21 protein-coding genes, 1 tRNA gene and 1 pseudogene are annotated in these 20,919 nt (G+C 65.2%); 9 read left to right on the top strand and 14 right to left on the bottom strand.

The window, feature by feature from the left end:
- Window positions 1-106 precede the first annotated feature (106 nt).
- A pseudogene (locus AAFN55_RS09415) lies at window positions 107-346 on the top strand (hypothetical protein); the annotation flags it as partial.
- A gap of 202 nt (window positions 347-548) precedes the next feature.
- Here the strand turns inward: AAFN55_RS09415 and AAFN55_RS09410 are convergent.
- From AAFN55_RS09410 to AAFN55_RS09400, 3 genes are all read right to left on the bottom strand, one after another.
- Window positions 549-1,574, bottom strand: coding sequence for a helix-turn-helix domain-containing protein (locus tag AAFN55_RS09410; protein WP_347798587.1), 1,026 nt, complete (start codon window positions 1,572-1,574; stop codon window positions 549-551).
- A gap of 195 nt (window positions 1,575-1,769) precedes the next feature.
- Window positions 1,770-2,123 carry a hypothetical protein gene (locus AAFN55_RS09405; protein ID WP_347798586.1) on the bottom strand — a complete coding sequence of 118 codons (354 nt, stop codon included), beginning with the start codon at window positions 2,121-2,123 and terminating at the stop codon, window positions 1,770-1,772.
- 225 nt (window positions 2,124-2,348) lie between these two features.
- The gene (locus AAFN55_RS09400; RefSeq protein ID WP_347798585.1) at window positions 2,349-2,723 is read right to left on the bottom strand and encodes a tudor domain-containing protein; all 375 of its coding nucleotides are present in this window, start codon (window positions 2,721-2,723) and stop codon (window positions 2,349-2,351) included.
- A 968-nt stretch (window positions 2,724-3,691) separates the two neighbouring features.
- On the opposite strand from AAFN55_RS09400, the gene AAFN55_RS09395 reads away from it, so the two are divergent.
- Both AAFN55_RS09395 and AAFN55_RS09390 read left to right on the top strand, forming a co-directional pair.
- Window positions 3,692-4,396, top strand: coding sequence for a hypothetical protein (locus tag AAFN55_RS09395; protein ID WP_347798584.1), 705 nt, complete (start codon window positions 3,692-3,694; stop codon window positions 4,394-4,396).
- Between the two features lie 216 nt (window positions 4,397-4,612).
- Complete coding sequence (locus AAFN55_RS09390) at window positions 4,613-5,488, top strand: hypothetical protein (protein ID WP_347798583.1); 876 nt, start codon at window positions 4,613-4,615, stop codon at window positions 5,486-5,488.
- A gap of 54 nt (window positions 5,489-5,542) precedes the next feature.
- On the opposite strand, the gene AAFN55_RS09385 is transcribed toward AAFN55_RS09390, so the two are convergent.
- Complete coding sequence (locus AAFN55_RS09385; RefSeq protein WP_347798582.1) at window positions 5,543-5,791, bottom strand: ParB N-terminal domain-containing protein; 249 nt, start codon at window positions 5,789-5,791, stop codon at window positions 5,543-5,545.
- A gap of 93 nt (window positions 5,792-5,884) precedes the next feature.
- Window positions 5,885-6,889, bottom strand: coding sequence for a GH25 family lysozyme (locus AAFN55_RS09380; protein ID WP_347798581.1), 1,005 nt, complete (start codon window positions 6,887-6,889; stop codon window positions 5,885-5,887).
- Between the two features lie 219 nt (window positions 6,890-7,108).
- Here AAFN55_RS09380 and cbiB point away from each other — a divergent pair, with 219 nt between their 5' ends.
- On the top strand, window positions 7,109-8,080 hold the full coding sequence (gene cbiB, locus AAFN55_RS09375) for an adenosylcobinamide-phosphate synthase CbiB (RefSeq protein ID WP_347798580.1): 972 nt from the start codon (window positions 7,109-7,111) through the stop codon (window positions 8,078-8,080).
- On the opposite strand, the gene cobO is transcribed toward cbiB, so the two are convergent.
- The gene (cobO, locus tag AAFN55_RS09370; protein ID WP_347798579.1) at window positions 8,077-8,694 is read right to left on the bottom strand and encodes a cob(I)yrinic acid a,c-diamide adenosyltransferase; all 618 of its coding nucleotides are present in this window, start codon (window positions 8,692-8,694) and stop codon (window positions 8,077-8,079) included. The genes cbiB and cobO overlap by 4 nt on opposite strands.
- On the bottom strand, window positions 8,691-9,200 hold the full coding sequence (cobU, locus tag AAFN55_RS09365; protein ID WP_347798578.1) for a bifunctional adenosylcobinamide kinase/adenosylcobinamide-phosphate guanylyltransferase: 510 nt from the start codon (window positions 9,198-9,200) through the stop codon (window positions 8,691-8,693). The genes cobO and cobU overlap by 4 nt, the downstream gene beginning before the upstream one ends.
- 133 nt (window positions 9,201-9,333) lie before the next feature.
- Between cobU and cobS the strand changes: the two genes are divergently transcribed.
- The gene (cobS, locus tag AAFN55_RS09360) at window positions 9,334-10,107 is read left to right on the top strand and encodes an adenosylcobinamide-GDP ribazoletransferase (protein ID WP_347798577.1); all 774 of its coding nucleotides are present in this window, start codon (window positions 9,334-9,336) and stop codon (window positions 10,105-10,107) included.
- A 10-nt stretch (window positions 10,108-10,117) separates the two neighbouring features.
- Entirely contained in the window at window positions 10,118-11,128 is a 1,011-nt protein-coding gene (gene cobT / locus AAFN55_RS09355) for a nicotinate-nucleotide--dimethylbenzimidazole phosphoribosyltransferase (protein WP_347798576.1), read from the top strand.
- A 66-nt stretch (window positions 11,129-11,194) separates the two neighbouring features.
- Here cobT and AAFN55_RS09350 read toward each other — a convergent pair whose 3' ends face one another.
- The 5 genes from AAFN55_RS09350 to AAFN55_RS09330 all read right to left on the bottom strand — a co-directional run bounded on the left by AAFN55_RS09350 (window position 11,195) and on the right by AAFN55_RS09330 (window position 16,601).
- Window positions 11,195-12,130: a sugar ABC transporter substrate-binding protein gene (locus AAFN55_RS09350; RefSeq protein ID WP_347798575.1), complete on the bottom strand. Its 936-nt coding sequence runs from the start codon at window positions 12,128-12,130 to the stop codon at window positions 11,195-11,197.
- 26 nt (window positions 12,131-12,156) lie between these two features.
- Window positions 12,157-13,119 (bottom strand): ABC transporter permease, encoded by a 963-nt coding sequence (locus AAFN55_RS09345; RefSeq protein ID WP_347798574.1) that lies wholly within the window; start codon window positions 13,117-13,119, stop codon window positions 12,157-12,159.
- Window positions 13,119-14,117 (bottom strand): ABC transporter permease, encoded by a 999-nt coding sequence (locus AAFN55_RS09340; RefSeq protein ID WP_347798573.1) that lies wholly within the window; start codon window positions 14,115-14,117, stop codon window positions 13,119-13,121. Before AAFN55_RS09340 ends, AAFN55_RS09345 begins: the two co-directional genes overlap by 1 nt.
- Window positions 14,114-15,613 carry a sugar ABC transporter ATP-binding protein gene (locus AAFN55_RS09335; RefSeq protein WP_347798572.1) on the bottom strand — a complete coding sequence of 500 codons (1,500 nt, stop codon included), beginning with the start codon at window positions 15,611-15,613 and terminating at the stop codon, window positions 14,114-14,116. The genes AAFN55_RS09340 and AAFN55_RS09335 overlap by 4 nt, the downstream gene beginning before the upstream one ends.
- Window positions 15,614-15,854: 241 nt before the next feature.
- A complete protein-coding gene (locus tag AAFN55_RS09330; protein WP_347798571.1) occupies window positions 15,855-16,601 on the bottom strand; it encodes an SDR family NAD(P)-dependent oxidoreductase in 747 nt (248 codons plus the stop codon).
- Window positions 16,602-16,797: 196 nt separating this feature from the next.
- On the opposite strand from AAFN55_RS09330, the gene AAFN55_RS09325 reads away from it, so the two are divergent.
- A complete protein-coding gene (locus tag AAFN55_RS09325) occupies window positions 16,798-17,532 on the top strand; it encodes a GntR family transcriptional regulator (protein ID WP_347798570.1) in 735 nt (244 codons plus the stop codon).
- A gap of 35 nt (window positions 17,533-17,567) precedes the next feature.
- On the top strand, window positions 17,568-18,581 hold the full coding sequence (locus tag AAFN55_RS09320; protein ID WP_347798569.1) for an aldo/keto reductase: 1,014 nt from the start codon (window positions 17,568-17,570) through the stop codon (window positions 18,579-18,581).
- 20 nt (window positions 18,582-18,601) lie between these two features.
- Here AAFN55_RS09320 and AAFN55_RS09315 read toward each other — a convergent pair whose 3' ends face one another.
- Window positions 18,602-20,113, bottom strand: a complete 1,512-nt coding sequence (locus tag AAFN55_RS09315) for an altronate dehydratase family protein (RefSeq protein ID WP_347798568.1) — start codon at window positions 20,111-20,113, stop codon at window positions 18,602-18,604.
- 154 nt (window positions 20,114-20,267) lie between these two features.
- Between AAFN55_RS09315 and AAFN55_RS09310 the strand changes: the two genes are divergently transcribed.
- The gene (locus AAFN55_RS09310) at window positions 20,268-20,597 is read left to right on the top strand and encodes an L-rhamnose mutarotase (RefSeq protein WP_347798567.1); all 330 of its coding nucleotides are present in this window, start codon (window positions 20,268-20,270) and stop codon (window positions 20,595-20,597) included.
- A 95-nt stretch (window positions 20,598-20,692) separates the two neighbouring features.
- Here the strand turns inward: AAFN55_RS09310 and AAFN55_RS09305 are convergent.
- Window positions 20,693-20,769: transfer RNA gene (locus AAFN55_RS09305), tRNA-Asp, on the bottom strand.
- Window positions 20,770-20,919: the final 150 nt, after the last annotated feature.

Raw genomic sequence — 20,919 nt, 5'->3', positions numbered from 1 at the left:
GCGCTTGGGCTTCTTTCGAGGACCGTCAGCCCAAGAATACGGCAACGAAAAACGCCCCCTCCGGACGGGCAGTCTGAACGGCTCTGTTGCGGACTTTCCAGCAACACTGGGATGGCATGAGGTCAGCCCCACTCGCGGAGCGCATACTAGGTTCAAAGGCCGTCATTTCGATCGATCCATCGTCCTGCTATGCGTATGATGGTACCTCGCCTATGGCCTGAGCCTGCGCGATCTGAAGGAGATGATGGCCGACCGCGGCACCACCATCGACCATTCGACGATCCATCGCTGGGTCGTCCATTTCTCGCCGATACTGCTGAATCGCTTCAATCACCGAAAGCGAGCCGTAGGTTTTCTGGCTCCGATGGTCCGGAGCGGCCGATTATGCCCGTAAGGCCGTGATCAGGCCAAGGACGCCGACGATGGTTATGGCTCTCTTGATGTTGTAGGCGAGCGCCGTCAGGCTGAACTCACCACGTACATTCTCCAGCCCCGCATCAGGAACGCGCCCACAGCAGCAGAAGTAGCGGCTTAACAGTCGGCCCGGTCTAGCGAAGGGCCGCGTGCCAGGTGTCCAGCTCGCTGTGGGCAGGGCCGACGGGGGTGCTCAGGACGCGTTTCTCACGCGTCGCCTCGTTGCGATATTGCCCGGGCGGCATGCCATAGGCCGCGCGAAACGCCCGGCTGCAATGGCTCTCGCTGGAAAATCCGCACATGAAGGCAAGCTGGGACACGGAGCGCGTCTCGGAGCGCTGGCGCAGGGCGTTGCCCAACCGCTCCAGCCGCCGGGCGAGGATGTAACGGGCTACTCCGCCGGAGGTTTTGAACATCTGGTAGAGCACCGTTCGGGAGACGCCGAGACCGTATGCGACGAGATCGGCGTCGAGAGCCTGATCGGCCAGACGGGCTTCGATGAAAAGCTCGGCCCGCTCGCGGCGCAAGGCGGTGAAATGGGCTTCCCGGTTTGCCGGCGCATGCTGGCCGTCCAAACTGGCGAATGCGCCTGCGACCAGTTCCGCCACCGCCCTGCCGGCGCTGTCCGCCATCTGGGCCGGGACCGCGCCACCGCGCCGCACCAGCAGGAGCATGAATTCGCCGAGAAGCTGGGAGGCGGATGCGGGAAGGATTGCGCCGTGCGCGCCCGGCCTCATGGGCATGGCGCGTTCGATCTGGTCGCGCGGCAGGTTGATCGTCACAATTCGCGCACCATCGGCACAGTTGCGGTGCGGGCGGGTCATGTCGTGGAAGATCACCTCGCCTGGTTGAACCAGGCGCTCCTCGCTTGGCGCGCCGTTTATCCATCGGCCGGAAACCAGAAGCTGGAGCACCACATGGTCGAAACCGTCGCGCTTTGCGTGACGTGCGCTTCGGCTGTGGGTGACGCCGCTGATCCGGCGGTCGAGAACGATCATGCGCGAGAGCTGGTGCGCGCGCGCTTCAGCGTGAAAGCGCTCGCCCGTCATGGCAACGTCCGACGCCACCGGATAGAGGTCATGGTAGCGGCCGAACCCGGCAGCGGTATCGTCACGGGTCGCTTCGGAGGAGAATACGAAGGGTTTGTCGCTCGTGATCAATAGGGACGCCTGAAAACGATGCTTCGCCGGCGTCCTGCTCAGGCGAACCGGTGGGGAAGCAGGCCAAAGTCTTGCCCGCAGAACACCGGTATCTCTACTGTCCCCGGAAGTAAAGGGATCGCCATCCCCAATCGAAAGGGCGCGGGAGGCCCGCGCCACGCGACACGGACCTTCCTGTTCATGACTGCTTGACCGTCAATCGTACGTGGCTTCCTTGCCGTCGAAATAGATCGTGTCCGCATCGCAAATATCGATCGATGTCTCGTCGCCCTTGATGCTGGACCCGTCTTCGGCTTCCCAGGTGACGTAGAATTCGATGTCGCACGCGCCGTCATGGTTGAATTCCATGGCCGCGGTTTCGCCGGCGTCGAGCTTGAAGTTCATCCAGTTCGCGCTCCACTCCCCCTCCTCGCCGGTATAGAAACCGGTAATGATGTAGTCTGAGCTGTTCTCGATATCGAACTTCATGCCTGCAGCGCCCGCGACGGGCGCGGAGATGAAAAACGCCAATGCGGCCGACATGGCGGCGGTTTTGAAGGGTGTCTTCACGGAGGTTCCTTTGTTTGTGTTGCCGGGGCGGCGCGTCAGGAGAGGGCTGGAGCATCGGCCCGAAAGCGGAATCCGGTTTTCGGGCTGATCCGATGCTCAAACAAAGAGATGGATCGCCGCTCCGTCCGGAAGGATGCACGGCGATCCATGCCCTGGTCACCCTGTTTCGCGTGGGCGGAGACCTGCGTTGCGTCCCAGCCGCGCCACACCTGTGCCGGGGGGCTGTTACCTGGAGCGGCAACGACCGGTTTTGGTTGTTTCCTTGTCGCCATCATCGTAGGTGATCCCGATCCTTTCGCCCGCAAGAGACGCGATCGTACCGGAATACCAGTCGCCGGCATTCTTGTAGTTGCACTCCACCTTCATGCCGATCATCCAGTCGTAGGGGCGCACATTCCTGCTGGAGACCGTTTCCCGGTCGCCGTCATCGTAACGGATCGTTACCTTGCCATTCTGAATCTTCTCGGCGACGCCTGGAAACCAGTAGCCGGAATTTTGATAGTTTCCGAGAACCCAGTCCCCTGCCGTCTGGGCGCCTGCACTGCTACATCCCATGACGATGGCGGCCGCAGCGAGCCGGATGGATGCATTCCTGATCAACGTATTTCTCCCGTTAGCCGACGCCGCGCTTGGCGGCGGGATGGGCAGTTTATCGAATGCGGATAGCTGTTCCATTGACCACCCGTCCGTATTGATTGACCGAGCGTGCGACGTGTCTTGCGCATACGAGCAGCAGAATGCCGAAGCGTGTCGAGTTTGCTCCGGGATTCGGGTTGTGCGAACGCCCCCCACCCGGTTCGTCATGCTCGCGGCATCCCCACCCCGATTCGTCATGCTCGGGCATCCCCACCCCACTTCGTCATCCTCGGGCATCCCCACCCCACTTCGTCATCCTCGGGCGGAGCGTCGAGCGAAGCTCGATGCGCAGACCCGGGGATCCATGCCTCGCCGGTTCAGCCACAGGATGGGGCAGAACTTGGCGCGCCCGGTCACCGGAGACCACGAACCATCGGGACCACCCCGCCCGTCGCCAACCGACGAGGCATGGATTCCCGGGTCTTCCTCCGCTGCGCTCCGGTCGCCCGAGAATGACGAAGTGGGGTGGAGATCGCTAAGGTGGGGTGGTTTCGGCTGGGCCAAGTTCGGAGGCGGTGACGGTTTTCGGTGACCCTACCCCACCCACTTCGTCATCCTCGGGCGGAGCGTCGAGCGCAGCTCGATGCCAAGACCCGGGGATCCATGCCTCGCCGGTTCCATCGCAGGATGGTGCAGAACCCGGCACTTATCTGGGGCACCGGAGATCACAAACCATCCGTGACCACCCCGTCTCTCACCAACTGCCGAGGCATGGATTCCCGGGTCTCCCTCCGCTGCGCTCCGGTCGCCCGAGAATGACGAAATTGAGGTGGAGATCGCCGGTGGAAAGATTTCCACATCGCCGAAGCCGTTTCCCAAGCCCGATCAATTACTTGCGAAAACCATCGCCGCAACCCCGCCCCATTTTATCCACCTCCCCCAAACCCGCGCGATAATCCCGCCGCCTTGACCAAAGAGGCGCGGAGGATGCGATGGACTGGAAGGCCGCGATCGAGACGAACCGTCAGGCGCTGAAGCGCGTGCTGGCGAGCCTTGGGGCGATGGCCGGTATCACCAGCGGCGGCGGCGCAGACCGCACCCTTCCCCGCCATCTCCACCGCGCCGTGCTCCGCCTGCTGCGCCCGGCCGAGGCGGCAGCGCGCCGGCTGGTCATCGTCGCCGCGCGCGGCCTTGTCGTCACGCTTACGCCGGCGCGCCTGCGCAGGCCGAAGGTTCTCGCCGGTCCCCAAGCGTCCCCGGCCAAGGCCGGCCACGGCTTTCAGCTCTTCGACCCGCTGCCGCGCGCGCACCGGCCTCGGCGATCGTCGCGGAGCGGCGTTCCGCGCATCTGCTTCCCCGGCCTGAGCGACCCGTTTCCGATCCGCCGCCCGCCCGCAGCCGACGCCCCGGTCGATGCTGTCCGCCTCACTCTGCGCCTCACCGCGCTCGCGTCGGCGCTGGACGACCTGCCGCGACAGGCCCGGCGCTTCGCCCGCTGGCGTGCGGCCCGCGACGCAGGCGCACAAAATATCGGACACGCAAGCGCGCGAAACAGCCGCCGTATCCGCCGCGTCTGGCCATTGCGTCCCGGCCGCCCGCCAGGCGCGCGTCCCCGGCCAACCCACGAAATCCACGACATTCTCGACACCGTGCACGGCCTCGCTGCCTGGGCGATGGAGCGGCCCGACACGTCATGATCGCGCAGGACGGCAAACGGATTCCCGAAATGACCAGACCGGAAACGGGGCGTGGCATCGAGGAAGTGCGCGCACTTCCTTCTCCCCGCCTGCGGGGAGAAGGCAAGACCCGCGTTAACCCTGCATTACCGCGATGTAATCTCCCGGCAAGCGCGCCGTAATGTGCGCGTCGGCACTGTGCGAGGCAGGGACATCGCAACGAGGACACCACCCCACATGAAGACACTGATCATCGCCCTTCTGGCCGCCTCCGGCGCCACCGCCGCCTATGCGGAGACGGCGGACAAGGACGCGCGCGGCGGGTTTCGCGCCGAGATGCGCGCCCTGATCGATGCCGACGGCATGGATGTCGCCAATCTCGCCAATCTGATGCAGGAGCGCGAGCAGGCGCGGTTCGAGGCGCTCGATGCCGATGGCGATGGCGTCGTGACCCGCGAGCAGTTCCTGGCCGCCGCTGGCGAGCGCGCGGCGGCGCGCTTCGAGCGCATGAAGCCCAACGAGGACGGCATCGTCACGCGGACCGGCCGCGAGGCCGGCCGTCTCCACCGCGACGGGCCACGCACTGAGCGGCGCGACGGCAGGGCCGAGATGACGCAGGAAGAGCGTGCGGAGCGCCGCAGCGCGCGCGTCACCGAACAGTTCGAGCGTCTCGATACGAACAGCGACGGCATGATCTCGCCGGAGGAATTCGCCGCAGGTCAGGAAGCGCGCGGCGAGCGTTTTGCGCAGCGCCGGGAAGAGCGCGCGGAACGTCGCGAAGCCCGTGCGGAGCGCCGCGCCGAGATGCCGGAGGCGATGCGCGACGTGCATGCCAAAATGCGTGACATGATGCGCGACGGCATGAACCTCGAGGGTTTTTCCGGCCTCATGCAGGAGCGCGCATCCGCCATGTTCGACACGCTCGATGCGGACGGCAATGGCGAACTGAGCGCCAAGGAATTCGTCGCAAAAGTCCCCGAGCGCGCCGAACGGGTCTTTGCCCGCATGGACCGCAACGAGGACGGCCTCGTCACAAGCGAGGATCGCCCGCGCGGCGGCAAGCATTGGGGCCAGCACGAACGCGGCGGCAAGGACGCCGCGCCACGCGAGTAGCTGTCTCGCCAGAACACACCCCGTCCGGCCTGCCGGGCGGGGTCAGTCAAATTCTCAATGCTTGCGCGCCTGCACCAGATAGGCGTCGATCTCGGTCTCGCCGAGGAAGCGCGCAGCTTCCAGGCGGTGCAGTCCCTCGACCAGCACATAACGCTTGCCGTCGTGGCGCACCTGGATCGGCGTCTTCATGCCGTTCTCAAGAATGTCTTCGGCGAGCAAGCGCGCCGTCTCCGGGTGCAGGGTCTTGCGGCGCTCGGTCGGAATGTAGATCGAGGCGATCGGGATCTTTTCGATACGAAGCAAACGGCCCTCCCCTTGGGTGCATTCGAGCGATGCAGCGTATCGTGGCGCCGCGCCCGTCGATAGATGCGCGCAGGAGTATTCGGCCTCTGTGCGCTAGTTTCGCGCCATCTGCGAGCCCAGCGTGTTGCGCTCGATCCATTTGTGCCACTGAGCCTCGTTGCCGTGGAAGACGTTGAGGTCGATGTTCTCGCCGACGCCCTTCGACAGGCCGGTGCCGGAATACTGCCAGAACACCCAGTCGCGGCCGGGATAGCGCACCGAGGGGTGCGCGGCGACGGAGCGGAGCCAGAACGGGTAATCCTTGAACGCGCCGGTCAGATTGTCCTCATAGAAATCCGGGGCCGTGTAGATGATCGGGCGCTGGCCGTAATGCGCCTCGAGCTTGTCCATGAAGACCTGCATCTTCTGCTGGACCTGGATGCGCGACGGACGCTTCTTGCAGGCCGACTGACCATTCCATTCGACGTCGATCACCGGCGGCAGAGCGCCTGCTTCCTTCGGCACGTTGCGGATGAACCAGTCCGCCTGCTCGCTCGCGACGCGGCACCAGTAGAAGAAGTGATAAGCGCCGCGCCGGATGCCGGCGGCTTCCGCGCCCTTCCAGTTCTTGTGGAACATCGGATCGAGATGGTCGCCGCCATCCGTCGCTTTGATGAACACGAAATTCGCGCCCTGGCTGCGGAGTTTCGGCCAATCGATGTTTCCCTGCCAGCGCGAGACGTCGACGCCGTGGACCGCGTGGTGGGCCGGCGTGACCTTGCCGAACTTCATCGGATGCGCGTCGCGGAAATTCGGGCTGTAGACTGTGCGGCGGGGGCCGGCCTGCGGCTGAACGTTCTGCGGCCTCACCATCGCGACCTGCTCGATCGCGGCTGCCTTGTTCTCCGTCGGCTCGGCCAGCGCCGTCACGGCGGCCGTGCCCGGATAGCCCGCGGCAGACGCACCGACCGCCGCCTTCGGCACGACCGATCTCATGATCGAACTCGTCGTTTCGTTCGATGTCTTGACGCTTTGCAGCACGTCGACGCTCGAGCCGGTCGAGCAGCCGGCGATCGCGACGGATACGAAAAGAGCGAGGGAAGAACGGAGGAGACGCATGGCGACCTGTACACGATACACAACAGATCGAAGGCGAGTTCTCCCCCCGACCAAAACTCAGGCGCGATCCTTCACGAAAAATGACAATAAATGTTGAACGCGATGTTTACCTTGTTCCAGGGGGATGCGGCAGATCGTCCGGAGCGTCGAGGCACGAGAGAGCTGGCAAGGGCGACAGCGCCTCAATAAAAGCGGAGTTACACCGCAGGCCCGGATTGCATGACCCTTCTCGTCGCCTTTTTCGCTCTCATCATCGAACGCGTCGCCGGATATCCGGACCGGCTCTTCCGTCTGATCGGCCATCCCGTGACGTGGATGGGACGCCTTGTCGCGGCTCTCGACCGCACGCTCAATCGCGAGGGTGACGCCGAGATGCGCCGTCGCCGGATGGGCGTCTGCGCGCTGGTGCTTTTGATCGCGGCGGTCGCCGTTCCGGCCTTCGCCTTGCAGGCGCTTCTCGGTGATGGCGTCTGGCTGGTCGTTCTTGCCCTCCTCGCCACGTCGCTGCTCGCGCAGCGCAGCCTGGGCGAGCATGTCGAGGCGGTGGCCGACGCGCTGGAGCAAGGCGGGTTGCCTGCGGGGCGCAGTGCCGTCTCGCAGATCGTCGGGCGCGATCCCGAGACGCTCGATGAGGCAGGCGTCTGCCGCGCCGCGATCGAGAGCCTCGCGGAAAATTTCTCCGACGGCATCGTGGCGCCGGCTTTCTGGTTGGCGGTCGGCGGGTTGCCGGGAGGCGTGGCCTACAAGGCGATCAACACCGCCGACAGCATGATCGGTCACCGCACACCCCGCCATCAGGCATTTGGCTGGGCGTCGGCCCGGCTTGACGACCTCGTGAACCTGCCCGCCTCCCGGCTCACGGCGCTGCTGATCATCGCGGCCGCTGCATTGACAAGAGACGCGTCGCCTCGCGACGCATGGCAGGCGATGCTGCGGGACGCGAAGCACCACAAATCGCCCAATGCGGGATGGCCGGAAGCCGCGATGGCAGGCGCGCTCGGCCTCGCGCTCGCCGGTCCACGTTCCTATGGCGGCGTCCTGGTGGATGACGTCTTCATGGGCCAGGGCGGGCGCCGGGAGGCGACCGCCGCGGACATCCGCCGGGCGCTCGCGCTCTATCGATCGGCCGATGTGCTGCTCATCGCATTGGCCGGCGTATGCGCGGCGATCTACCTGGCGGTGCGTGGCTAGAACTCGATTCCGGCCTGCGCCTTCACGCCGGCGGCGAAATGGTGCTTGACCTCGCCCATCTCTGTGACGACGTCGGCTGCCTCCATCAGTTCCGGCTTTGCGCTGCGGCCCGTCGCGATCACATGAAGGTCCGCGCGCCGGTTTTTCAGCGTTTCCACCACGTCGGCGATGTCGAGATATTTGTAGCGCAGCGCGATGTTGATTTCGTCCAGCACGATCAGCGACAGGGTCTCGTCGCCGAGCATCTGTTTGACGGTGTCCCACGCCCGGCCTGCCGCCGCCACGTCGCGAGCGAGGTCCTGCGTGTCCCAGGTGAAGCCTTCGCCCATCGTGTGCCAGACCACCTGATCGCCGAATGTCTCGAAGGCGGCGCGTTCCCCCGTCTGCCACGTTCCCTTGATGAACTGGACGATGCCCACGCGCTTGCCGTGGCCGAGCGTGCGCAAGGCGAGCCCGAAGGCGGCGGTGGACTTGCCCTTGCCGGGACCCGTGTTGACGATCAACAATCCCTTCTCGACGGTCTTTTCCGCAATCTTGGCGTCCTGCAGCGCCTTGCGCTTTTCCATCTTGAACTTGTGGCGTTCGGCCTGCTTTTCGTCGATCTCGCGCGTCATTTCACCCTCATCGGAAGTCCGGCGACCATGAAGAGCACGCCGTCTGCCCTTGCCGCCACCATCTGGTTCAATCGGCCGGCGGCGTCGCGGAAGCGCCGTGCCAGTGCGTTGTCGGGCACGATGCCCAGTCCCACCTCATTGGCCACGACGAACCATGGCCCGCGCGGCCTGCCGAGACAATCCGCGAGACGTTGCGATTCCGCGTCCACATCGCGCTCGGCCAGCATGATATTGGTGAGCCACAAGGTAAGACAATCGACCAGCACCGGCTGGCCATCGTCGATCGCATCCAGTGCGCCCACGAGATCGAGCGGTGCGTCGACAGTCCGCCAGCCCTCTTCACGGCGGGCGCGGTGATGCGCGATCCGCTCGCGCATCTCGTCATCGAGCGCCTGCGCGGTCGCCACATAGGTCCACGGCGCCGGGTGGGCGGCGATCAAATCTTCGGCGTGGCGGCTCTTGCCGGAGCGGGCACCGCCCAGAATGAAGGTGAGACTATGCGACATGGCGCGCTTGCGAATCCCGGCTGTTCGGCTGGAACCTAGAGCAAACGCGACCCGCCGCAAATGTTTCGCGCGTTGACAGGGTCTCCTGCCCCGACCTAGACCGATGCGCGAACCAACCGCGCACGGAGCATCGATGCAGCACACACGCCTCCCGTCGGCTTCGTCCCTCCTGACCGACATTTCCGCGTGCGTCGGTTTCTACACGCGCCTGCCGGTCAAGGGTGTCGTCCTGTCCGACTTCGCAGCAGCCCAGTGGGCCGCACCGGTGGCGGGCGCGGTCATCGGCCTTTTGGTCGGCATCGCGCTCTGGTTGATCACCTCGCTAGGTGTGCCACCCGGTGTTTCGGCGGCGCTCGCACTCGCCACAGGCATCGCGCTGACCGGCGGGTTGCATGAGGACGGCCTGGCCGACGTCGCAGACGGTTTTGGCGGCGGGCGAACGCAGGACGACAAACTTGCGATCATGACAGACAGCCGGATCGGCACCTACGGCACGCTCGCGCTCGTCCTCTCATTGCTGACCCGCTGGGCCGCGCTCTCCACCCTGGCCGTGGTCAGCCCCGCAGTCGCCATTCCAGCGCTGATTGCCGCGCATACGGCCTCGCGGGCCTTGATGCCCGGTTTCATGGTCAAGGTGGCATCCGCCCGCCCCTATGGATTGTCCGCCGACATCGGCGCTGTCGAAGGCCGAACGGCCCTTATTGCCCTGGGCATCGGTGCTCTGGCGCTTCTTCTCAACGGGCTCGGCTTTGCCATTGTAACAATCGCCCTGCTCGCACTGCTCTTCTTTGCGCTGCGCCGGCTTGCGCTCGCCCAGATCGGTGGGCAGACGGGCGATGTCCTCGGCTCGCTGCAGCAGGGCGGCGAAATCCTCATCCTGTGCGTCTGCGCAACGTTGCTCGCCTGACGGAGACCTCATGACCCCCGATTCCATCGATGCCATTCGCGCGCTGTGCGCGACGCTTCCTTCCGCCGATGACGCTGCCGCGCAGGCCGCGCGCGCACGGCAGGCCGTCCTGACCAAGCCTCCCGGCAGCCTTGGACGGCTGGAGACGCTCGCGATCTTCATGGCCGGCTGGCAAGGCCGCAGCGTTCCGGCGCTCGACAGGATCGACGTGCTCGTCTTCGCCGGCTCGCACGGCGTGACCGCGCGCGGCGTCTCCGCCTTCCCGGCGGAAGTGACCGCGCAGATGGTCGCCAACTTCGCCGCGGGGGGTGCTGCGATCAACCAGCTTGCCCGGCAGATGGGCGCGACCTTGCGGGTCGTGCCGCTCGACATCGACCGCCCGACCGCCGATTTCACGGTCGAGCCGGCCATGGACGAGATCGCGTTTCTGGAGGCAGTGCGTGCGGGCTTCGATGCTGTCGATCCGGCAGCACATCTCATCTGCACCGGCGAAATGGGCATCGGCAACACGACGGCGGCCGCCGCGCTCTCAGCGGCATTGTTCGGCGACGGCGGCGCCGAATGGGTCGGGCGCGGCACGGGTGTCGATGACGCGGGACTGGTGCGCAAGGCTCAAGCCGTCGATGCCGCACTCGCGCTTCATGGCGAGACGTTGCGCGATCCGATCGAGGCGCTGCGGCGCGTGGGCGGCCGCGAACTCGCAGCCATGTTCGGCGCGACGCTGGCAGCACGGCTGCACCGCATTCCGGTGATGCTGGACGGGTTCGTCTCGACGGCGGCGTCCGCCCCTCTCGCGCGCATCACCGACGGCGGGCTCGATCACGCCATCGCCGGCCATGTGTCGGCCGAGGCGCAGCACCGCAAGCTGCTCGACCGGCTATCGCTGGAGCCCCTCCTCGATCTCGGCATGCGGCTTGGCGAAGGATCGGGTGGCTGCGTCGCGATCGGCATCGTGCGCGCCGCCCTGGCGTGCCATGCGGGCATGGCCACCTTTGCGGAAGCGGGTGTGTCGGACGGCTGAAGCCGAGGTCGCACACAAACAGAAGAGCCCGGCGATGCCGGGCTCCTCGATCATTTTCCGAGACGATCAGAACGCCGGTTCGACGCTGTCGACATTTGCCTTGGTCACCACCGTCAGCGGGATCGGCAGGCGGGCATCGACCTCCTTGCCGTCGAGGATTTCGGCCATGGTGTTGATCGCGAGCATGCCGTCCTCGACCGGCGACTGGACGATCGTGGAATACATCTCGCCCGACTTGATCGATTCGAACGCATCCTTCTGGCCGTTGATGCCGACGATGGGCGGCGTCGGCTTGCCGGCGTTCGCTTCCTTCCACGCGTCGATGAAGCCGCGCGCCATCGTGTCGTCATTGGCGTAGACGCCCTTGATCTGGTCGCCGAAGCGGGTGATCAGGTCGCGGCTGGCGACGAGCGCCTTCTGCTGGTCGAAGTCGGCATTAACGGTGTCCAGCACCTCGATCTTGCTGCCGATTTCCTTGAGGCGATCGACGAACCCGCCGACGCGGCCGATGGTCGTGCCGTTGCCGGCCTGCCCCGCGATCACCACGACGGCACCTTCGCCGCCGAGCGCGTCGTTGAGCGAATCCGCAGCCAGCTCGCCTTCCTCATAGACGTCCGGGCCGGTGAACGACTTGATGAACTCGTTGGCCTGCTCGCTCATCGGCGAGTTGATCAGGATCGACGGGATGTTGGCGCCCTGCGCGCGGGCAAGACCGGGGATGTAGGCCTGGGGATCGAGCGGCCACAGGATGATACCGTCCACATTGCGCGCGATGCAGGTGTTGAGCTGCTCCGTGCCGGTCTGGACGTCGAAATTCTGGCTCAGCGTCAGGACCTCGATACCGAGTTCCTTCGCCCGCGCGGCAAGCGCCTCGTTGGCAGGCGTGGCGTAGGCGTGGGCGTCCGCCGCCGTGACGTAGCAGACGGTCTTCGCCTCGGCCAGACCGACCGACGCGAACAGCGCGGCGGCACAGCTCAGCAATGCACTTTTCCTTGTAACCATCATTTCCTCCTTTGAAGTGGCAAGGTTCAGGCCGTGGCGACTGCCGCGGCGTGTTTACGGGGACGCGCCCGGACCGTTCGGTCCAGGACGACAAGCAGGATGAGCATGAGCCCGGCCACGACCTGCTGGACGTAGGCAGGCACGGACTGGAACTCCATCGCGGTGGTGAGCGAGGCCATGGTCAGGACGCCGCCGAGCGTGCCGAGCGCCGAGCCGCGCCCGCCCTCGAGGCGCGTGCCACCCACCACGACAGCGGCGATCACCATCACGGTCAGGTCCGAACCGAAGACCGGAGAGCCGGTGTTGGTGGCAAGGCTCTGCAACACGCCGGCCACGCCAGCCATCGTGCTGGCGAAGACGAAGCCGAGGAACACGGTGCGGCTGGACGAGATGCCGCTTGCCTCGGCGGCGGTCGCGTTCGAGCCCACGGCGAACAGGTTGCGGCCGGAAACGGTGCGCGTCAGCCAGAGATGCAGGAGCAGGATCGCGGCAAGGAAGAGCGCGCTGCGGACCGTGAAGATGTCGAGATAGATCCGCGCCATCGCGACCGAAAACATGATGTCCGTGCCGCCGACCGGCTGGCTGTTGGTCGCCCAATGCGCGATCGAGCGGAAGATCAGCATGGTCGCCAGCGTGGCGACCAGCGCATTGACCTTGAAGCCGACGGACAGGATGCCGTTGAACACCCCGCAGGCCGTGCCAGCGAGGACGCCGACGATCGCGGCCGGCCAGACGCCGAGGCTCGGTTGCAGCGAGATCGCCACGATGCCGGACAGCGCGAAGACCGCGCCGACCGACAGGTCGATCTGGCCGGCGATCAGGAGAACGGTCAGGCCGATCGCGATGATGCCGATCGTCGACGAGCGATCGAGACCGAGGCTGAGCGTCGTCATGCCGAAGAAACCGGGCACCATCAGCGAGGCGATGATGAGCGTCAGGCCGAGAATGAGGCCGACGCGGTAGCGGACGATCTGCGATAGCATGTGCATCACGCCACTCCCCGCTTGCGAAGCGCGACATCCAGCGCCACCGCGCCGGCGATCAGCAGCCCGAGCACGAAACCCTGGACGGGCGTGCGGACGCCCTGAAGCACCATCACATTGGTGAGGATCTGCACGAAGACCAGACCCGCGATGGCACGCGGCACCGACCCGAACCCGCCCATGATCGACACGCCGCCGACGACGACCGCCGTGATCGCGCTGAATTCGTAGCCGGTTCCGACGAGCGGCCGCGCGCTCTGGAGGGTCAGGCCGAGCAGTCCGCCGCTGAGGCCGGAACAGAGGCCGGTGATGACGAATGCGCCGGCCTTCACGGCGCGGACCGGCACCGCGCTCGCTTCGGCAGCGCTGTAATTGCCGCCCGTCGCGAACGTCCAGCGACCCCAGAAGGAGCGCGACAGGACGAAGTTTCCGATGACCGCGATCACCAGGAAGATCAGGACGATTGCCGGGATGCCGAAAATCCGGCTCTTCACCAGCACGGCGGTTGCCGGATCCGTGCCGTAGACGATGACGCCGCCGACCGCCGCCTGGACGATGCCGAGGACGATCGTACCGACGCCCAGCGTCGCGATGATCGGGTTGATGCCGACATAGCCGACGAGAATGCCGCTCACCAGTCCGCAGAAGCCGGCGAGCGAAACGGCGACGATGAAGGCCGGAACCGGCCCGATCATCGGCTGGAGCGCCAGCGAGAGGATCGCGCCGCAGGCGATCGTGGCGGGAACCGAGAGATCCGCCAGCCCGCCCACGACGAGCACGAAGGTCATGCCGACCACGACGATGCCGACGATGGCCATCGAGGTCATGACGTTGACGAAATTGCCGGTGGTGAAGAAGACCGGGCTGCTCAGCGAGCCATAGAGCACGATGGCGAGGATCGCGAGCGCGAGACCCGCCCGCGACAACAGGTCGACAAGGCGGCTGCCGCGATTGAAACGACCGTTCGTGCCTTCGCTCTGGATCGCCGCCGTCGTATTGGTCATGCCGCTTCCTCGCCCGTGGCCAGTGCCATGATCCGCTCCTCCGTCAAGGCATCGCGGTCGATCGGGCTCGACGCGCGGCCATCACGCATGACGACCACGCGGTCGCACACGCCGAGGACCTCCGGCAGTTCGGACGAGATCATCAGGACCGCCATGCCGCCGGCGACGAGTTCGCCGATGATGCGATGGATTTCGGCCTTCGCGCCGACATCGACGCCCCGCGTGGGTTCATCGAGGATCAGGACGGAGGGGTTGGCGGAGAGCCATCGCGAGATGACCACCTTTTGCTGGTTCCCGCCCGAGAGCAGGTTGATGCGGCGTTCCGGGTCGGGCGGGACGATCGAGAATTCTTTGGCGTATCTGGCGGCGAGCTTGCGATCGGCGCTCATGCTCACGCGGCCGAGGCGCGACAGTCGCCGCAGGACCGGCAGGCTGATGTTCTCGCGCACGGTCATCGCGGGAACGATGCCGTCGCCCTTTCGGTCCTCCGGAACATAGGCGATGCCGGCCTTCACCGCCGCCGACGGCGATGTGATCCTGACCGCCTTGCCATGCACCTCGACGGTGCCTTCGGTCACAGTCGAAAGCCCGAAGATCGCCTTCGCCACCTCGGTCCTGCCGGCGCCGACCAGGCCGGTGAGCCCGAGGATTTCCCCCGCCCTCACATCGAAGCTGACACCTGCGAAGCTGAACCCATCGCTCAGGCCGGAGACCCGCAAGACGGTTTCGCCGATCTTCGAGGGAATTTTGGGAAAGACGTTGGTGACCTCGCGGCCGACCATCAGCCGGATCATCTCCGCAGCGGTGATGCCGCTGGCGGGGCGCGTATCGATCATGGCGCCATCGCGCAGGATCGTCACGTCGTCGGCGATTTCCAGAACTTCCTTGAGCCGGTGGCTGATGTAGATGATCGCGATGCCGGCACCCTTCATCTTGCGAAGGATCCTGAACAGCGCCGCCGCCTCGTGCTCGCTCAGGCTCGATGTCGGCTCGTCCAGCACGATGATGCGGGGGTTCGCGGCATAGGCCTTCGCGATCTCCACGAGCTGCTGCTGACTGATCGAGAGATCGCCAAGCCGCGCTGTCGGATCGATGTCGGCCCCGAGTTCCTTGAGGACGGCATCGGCGTTGCGGATCATCGCGGCGCGGTCGGCCATGCCCCATTTGCGCGGCATGCGGCCGAGATAGACGTTTTCGGCGACGGTCAGGTCGGGAACGAGGTTCAGTTCCTGATGGACCATGCGGATGCCGAGCTTCTGCGCATCCGCCGGCTTGCGCATGCGAGCCTCGACGCCTTCGATCTCGGTGGTGCCGCTGGTCGGAAGATAGGTGCCGCTCAGCACCTTCATCAAAGTCGACTTGCCCGCGCCGTTCTCGCCGACGATCGCATGGACCCGGCCGAAATCGACGGAAAAGTTGACGTTGGAAAGCGCCTTCACACCTGGAAAGGTCTTGCTGATCCCCCGCATGCGCAAAGCGCTCGGCGCAGCCGGCATGCTTTCCTCCCACGTCCAAACACTGGCACCGTCTACGCCGGCGCCTCTCCCATTGCCGGTCTATTACACTAATATAATGCTCCATTCAAGCGATGCGTCGGGACTTTTCCGGCTGCCGTCTGGCGGAAATCGGCCATGGCTGAATGTCGGCGCGGGCTGCGCGTGGCGGTGCCCAACGCCACACGCGAAAAAGCCCGGCGATGGGCATCGCCGGGCTGTCTTGCGTCACATGAGAGGTTGCTCAGTAGGTGGCGCGGCCGCCGGAGAGATCGAACACGGACGCGGTCGTGAAGCTGTTTTCGCGGGAGACGAGCCAGGCGACCATGTTCGCGGCTTCATCGACCTCGAGGAAGCGCGCGCGCGGGATGCGCGACAGCATGTAGTCGATATGCTCCTGCTTCATCTGGTCGAAGATCGGGGTGCGCGCCGCGGCCGGCGTGACGCAGTTCACCGCGATGTCGAAACTCGCCAGCTCCTTGCCGAGCGACTTCGTCATGCCGATCACCGCCGCCTTGGAGGCCGAATAGGCCGAGGCATTCGGATTGCCTTCCTTGCCGGCGACCGAGGCGACATTGACGATGCGGCCATAGTTCTGCGCCTTCATCGAGGGCACGACGGCGCGGTTCACATGGAAGGTGCCGTGCAGATTGATGTCGATGACCCGCTTCCAGTCGTCCAACGGATAGGTGTCGAGCGTATGGTTGGGGCCTGCGATGCCGGCCGAATTGACCAGTATGGACACCGGTCCGAGCGCCTTTTCCGTTTCGGCGTGCGCGGCGACGACGGCGTCCGCGTCGGTGATATCGACCACCACGCTTTCGACCGAACCGCCAAGTTCCTTCTTCGCGGCGTCGAGGCGATCGCCATTGACGTCCCAGAGGCTGAGTTTCGCGCCGGAGGCCAGCACGCGCTTTGCAAACGCCAAGCCCAACCCCTGCGCGCCACCCGTTATGACGGCAATCTGGCCATCGAGATCAATCTTGTTCATACTGAGCCTCCTCTCCAGCAGACCCTGCCTCCGGCTGTACAGAGGGTCGGGCAAGCGACAATAGCGCATTGCTCTTCGCATATTACATTAGTATAACGCAAGCGTGCAATCGGCGCGGCGCAAGCGGTTGACTTGTCCTGCGTCGAAGGCCGATGCCCAGACGATGCACACGCGACCGGCGCAGCGAGGAGTGGTCATGGCTTCAAAATCGTTGGATGCGGGCAGCGACGACAAGCTCGCCGAATTCCTGCGCGGCGCTTCGCTGAATCGCTCGATCCCGTTGCGCGACCAGGTCTACGTGCTGGTGCGCAAGGCGATCGTGACCGGCAAGCTCGCGCCCGGCGCGCCGATCAACGAGATCGAGATCGCGTCCCGCCTTGGCATTTCCCGCACGCCCGTCCGCGAGGCCGTCAAGAAGGTCAGCGACGAGGGCCTCGTGGAGGTCTTTGCGCAGAACGGCACCTTCGTCGCCGACATCAGCCGCAAGCAGGTCGAAGAGGCCTACATCATCCGCATCGCGCTGGAGCTCGAAAGCATCAAGCGCGCCGCGTCCACCATCACCACCGAACAAATCCAGGATCTGGAAGACATCATCAACGCGCAGGAGATCGCGGTGAAGCGCGCGCGGTTCGACGAGGCGATTGCGCGCGACGACGACTTCCACCGCTACATCGCCGAGGTCAACGATCTCACCATGCTCTGGAAGGTGGTGGATATCTCCAAGGCGCAGATGGACCGTTGCCGCCTGCTGTCCTTGCCCTCGCCCGGTGCCGGCCATGAAACCATATCGCAGCACCGCGCCATTCTCGACGCCCTGTCGCGACAGGACCAGCAGGGCTCGATGCAGGCGCTCCAGGCGCATCTGGAAACATCGCTGCAGAACACGCTGTCCTATCTGGACGCGGTCAAGGCGTCGGCGCCGGCCGCCTGACGCGCCACGACACCCCCTACCACCGGAGGAACACCATGAAGGTCACCGAACGACGGACGATCAAGCGGGCCGACATAGACCTGACGGTTTTCGGCCTCGGCTGCGCGTCGTTCGGCGGGCTGTACACGCCGGCCGATGCCTCGGACGCGTTCGCCACGATGCAGGCGGCGTGGGACGCGGGCGTCCGGTATTTCGACGCGGCCCCGATGTATGGCCTCGGACGCGCCGAGCACCTGCTGGGGCATTTCCTGCGCGAACAGGCCGGCGATCGCAGCCAGGCCGTCCTGTCCACCAAGGTCGGGCGGCTGATGACGCGCGCCCGTCCGGGCCGCGAGTTGCCTCCCGAAGCGCCGAAGAACCCGCTCGATCCGGGCTGGCAGAACGGCCTCAACTTCCGCGAGGTGTTCGACTACAGCTATGACGGCATCATGCGCAGCTTCGACGACAGCCAGCAGCGCCTGGGCCTGCCGGAGATCGACTTCCTCTACGTTCACGACATCGGCCGCGTCACGCATGCCGATCTGCACGACCATCACTGGACCGCGCTGACGTCGGGCGGTTTCAGGGCTTTGAGCGAATTGCGCGCCGCAGGCCTGATCAAGGGGTTCGGGCTCGGCGTCAACGAGGCCGAGGCCATATCCGACGCCATGAACGAGGTCGACCTCGACTGCTGCCTGCTCGCCGGCCGCTACACGCTTCTGGACCGCGACGCAGCACCCCTTCTGGACAAGGCGCACGCGCAGGATGTGGCGATCGTCATCGGCGGCGTGTTCAATTCGGGCATTCTGGCGGCCGGTGCCAGCAGTTCGCGCAAGTTCGACTACAAGGACGCACCGGACGACATCGTCCGGGAGGTCGAGCGCCTGTCCGCCATCTGCGCGCGGTTCGACGTCCCGCTGGGGGCGGCTGCCGTACAGTTCCCGATGCGCAACAAGGCCGTTTCGTCGGTGCTGGTCGGTGCGAAAAACCCCGGCAACATCACTGCGAGCGTCGCGTGGTTCGAGCGCGATATCCCGAATGAGCTCTGGGACGCGCTCGACGCGGAATAGCGTTGACGCCGGGGGCGGCGCTACATCGTCGCGCCGACCGACCAGGGTACGAACTCGCTGTCGCCATAGCCGAGCTCTTCCGACTTGGTGCGCTCGCCCGAGGCGACGGCGAGGATTTTCCGAAAAATTTCCTCGCCCTTGTCCTGCAGCGTCGCGCCGTCGAGGACGTCGCCGCAATTCAAATCCATGTCCTCCATCATCTTCTCGTAGATGAGCGAGTTGGAGGCGATCTTGATCGACGGCGTGGGCTTGCAGCCGAACGCCGAGCCCCGCCCGGTCGTAAAGCACAGCACGTTCGCGCCGCCGGCAACCTGCCCCGTTGCCGAGACTGGATCGTAGCCGGGCGTGTCCATGAAGACGAGGCCGTTCGCCGTCACCGGCTCGGCGTAGTGGAAGACGCCCGTGAGGTTGGTCGACCCGCCCTTCGCCGCGGCACCGAGCGACTTTTCCAGAATGGTCGTCAGACCGCCGGCCTTGTTGCCGGGAGACGGATTGTTGTTCATCTCCATATTGTGGCGCGCGGTGTAGTCTTCCCACCAGCGAATGCGCTCGGCCAGCTTCTCGCCGATCGCCGCACTCTCGGCGCGGCGCATCAGCAGATGCTCGGCGCCATAGATTTCCGGCGTTTCGGAGAGGATCGCCGTGCCGCCTTCGGCGACCAGCAGGTCGACCGCGACGCCCAGCGCCGGATTGGCGGTGATGCCCGAATAGCCGTCGGAGCCGCCGCATTGCAGCGCCAGCATGAGCTCGGACGCGGGCGCCTCCGTGCGCGTCACGCCGTTGACGGTCGACAGCATCTCGCGGATCGCCTGAACGCCGGCCTCGACCGTCTTGCGCGTGCCGCCGACCTCCTGGATCGTCAGCGTGCGGAAGGTCGTCTGCTCGGTGACGCCGTAGGACTGCATCCAGCGCGGGATCTGGAACGCCTCGCAGCCCAGGCCGACCATCAGGACGCCGCCGATGTTCGGGTTGGTTGCGTAACCCCATTGCGTGCGCTTCAGGAGGTCGTAGGCCTCGCCACGCGTGTCGATCGCGCACCCCGTGCCGTGCACCAGCGAAATGACGCCGTCGATGTTCGGATAGTCGTCCAGCATGCCGGACCGGTTGATCTCACCGGCGATGAAGCGAGCGGCAGTGGCCGAGCAGTTCACCGAGGTCAGGACGGCGATGTAGTTGCGGGTTCCGAATTTTCCGCTGGCGCGCTTGTAGCCCTGGAAGGTCTTGCGCTTGTCCGGCGCGGAATAGCGCGTGGCCTGCGCGTCGGTGCCGAATTTATAGTCGCGGTCGAAGGCGTGCAGGTAGACATTGTGCTCGTGCACCCATGCGCCGGCCGCGATGTCGTCCTGCGCGAAGCCGATGACCTGGCCGTATTTCACGATCGGTGCATCCTTCGCGATCGGCGCCACCGCCATCTTGTGGCCGCGCGGAATGCGCTGCCCGACAGCCACCGCATGCGCCTGATCGCCGGGATTGAGGCCATCGATCGCCAGAACGATGTTGTCCGCGTCGGTGAGTTTGATGTAGCGCGCCATGAAGTCCGTCCGCCCGTGCGAAAAATCACATCCGGCATCTTGCCAATGTGCGTCAGATAAAAATACTAATATAATGCATCGGCGCGGTCAATGTTCGGATGATCCCGCGCGTCCGCAACACGATGGGGATTTGCGTCCCGCAGGAGCATGAAACATGACGCGCATGGGGCTGTGCATCGGGCTGAAACCGGGCGTGGTGGCGCGCTACAAGGAGCTCCACGCCGCCGTGTGGCCGACGGTGCTGGACGCGATCACCGCCGCCAACATCCGCAACTATTCGATCTTCCTGCGCGAGCCGGAAAACCTGCTCTTCGCCTATTGGGAATATGTCGGCGAGGATTTCGAGCGCGACATGCAGATCATGAAGCAAAGCCCTGCCATGCAGGAATGGTGGACGATCTGCGACCCGCTGCAGCAACCTCTGGAAACGCGCGCCGAAGGCGAGTGGTGGGCCGCGATGGAGCCGGTGTTTCATCATCCGTGAGATGCAAGGGCAGAACCGATACAGAAAGTCGAAACTCGGCACGAAACCGAGTTGAAACTTTCCGACAGCGATTTGCTGAAAGCCTTGAAAATAAATGGCGCGAGTGACGGGGCTCGAACCCGCGACCTCCGGCGTGACAGGCCGGCACTCTAACCGACTGAGCTACACCCGCGCATTGACGCGGTCACCGTGGCGGCGCGTCGTGGGGCGTGAATTAGGCGGTTCTCGATTGGGTGTCAAGTGAATGACGGGGCGTTTTTCAACAATCCCGACAAAGGTTTGCGAGACGCAGGGGAAACCACGCGCCACGTCACGACCGGAG

It is taken from the genome of Mesorhizobium sp. CAU 1732 (assembly GCF_039888675.1).
Taxonomy (GTDB): Bacteria; Pseudomonadota; Alphaproteobacteria; order Rhizobiales; family Rhizobiaceae; genus Aerobium.
The sequence above is the reverse complement of the archived record's forward strand: the minus strand, read 5'-3'. Positions and strand labels throughout refer to the sequence as shown.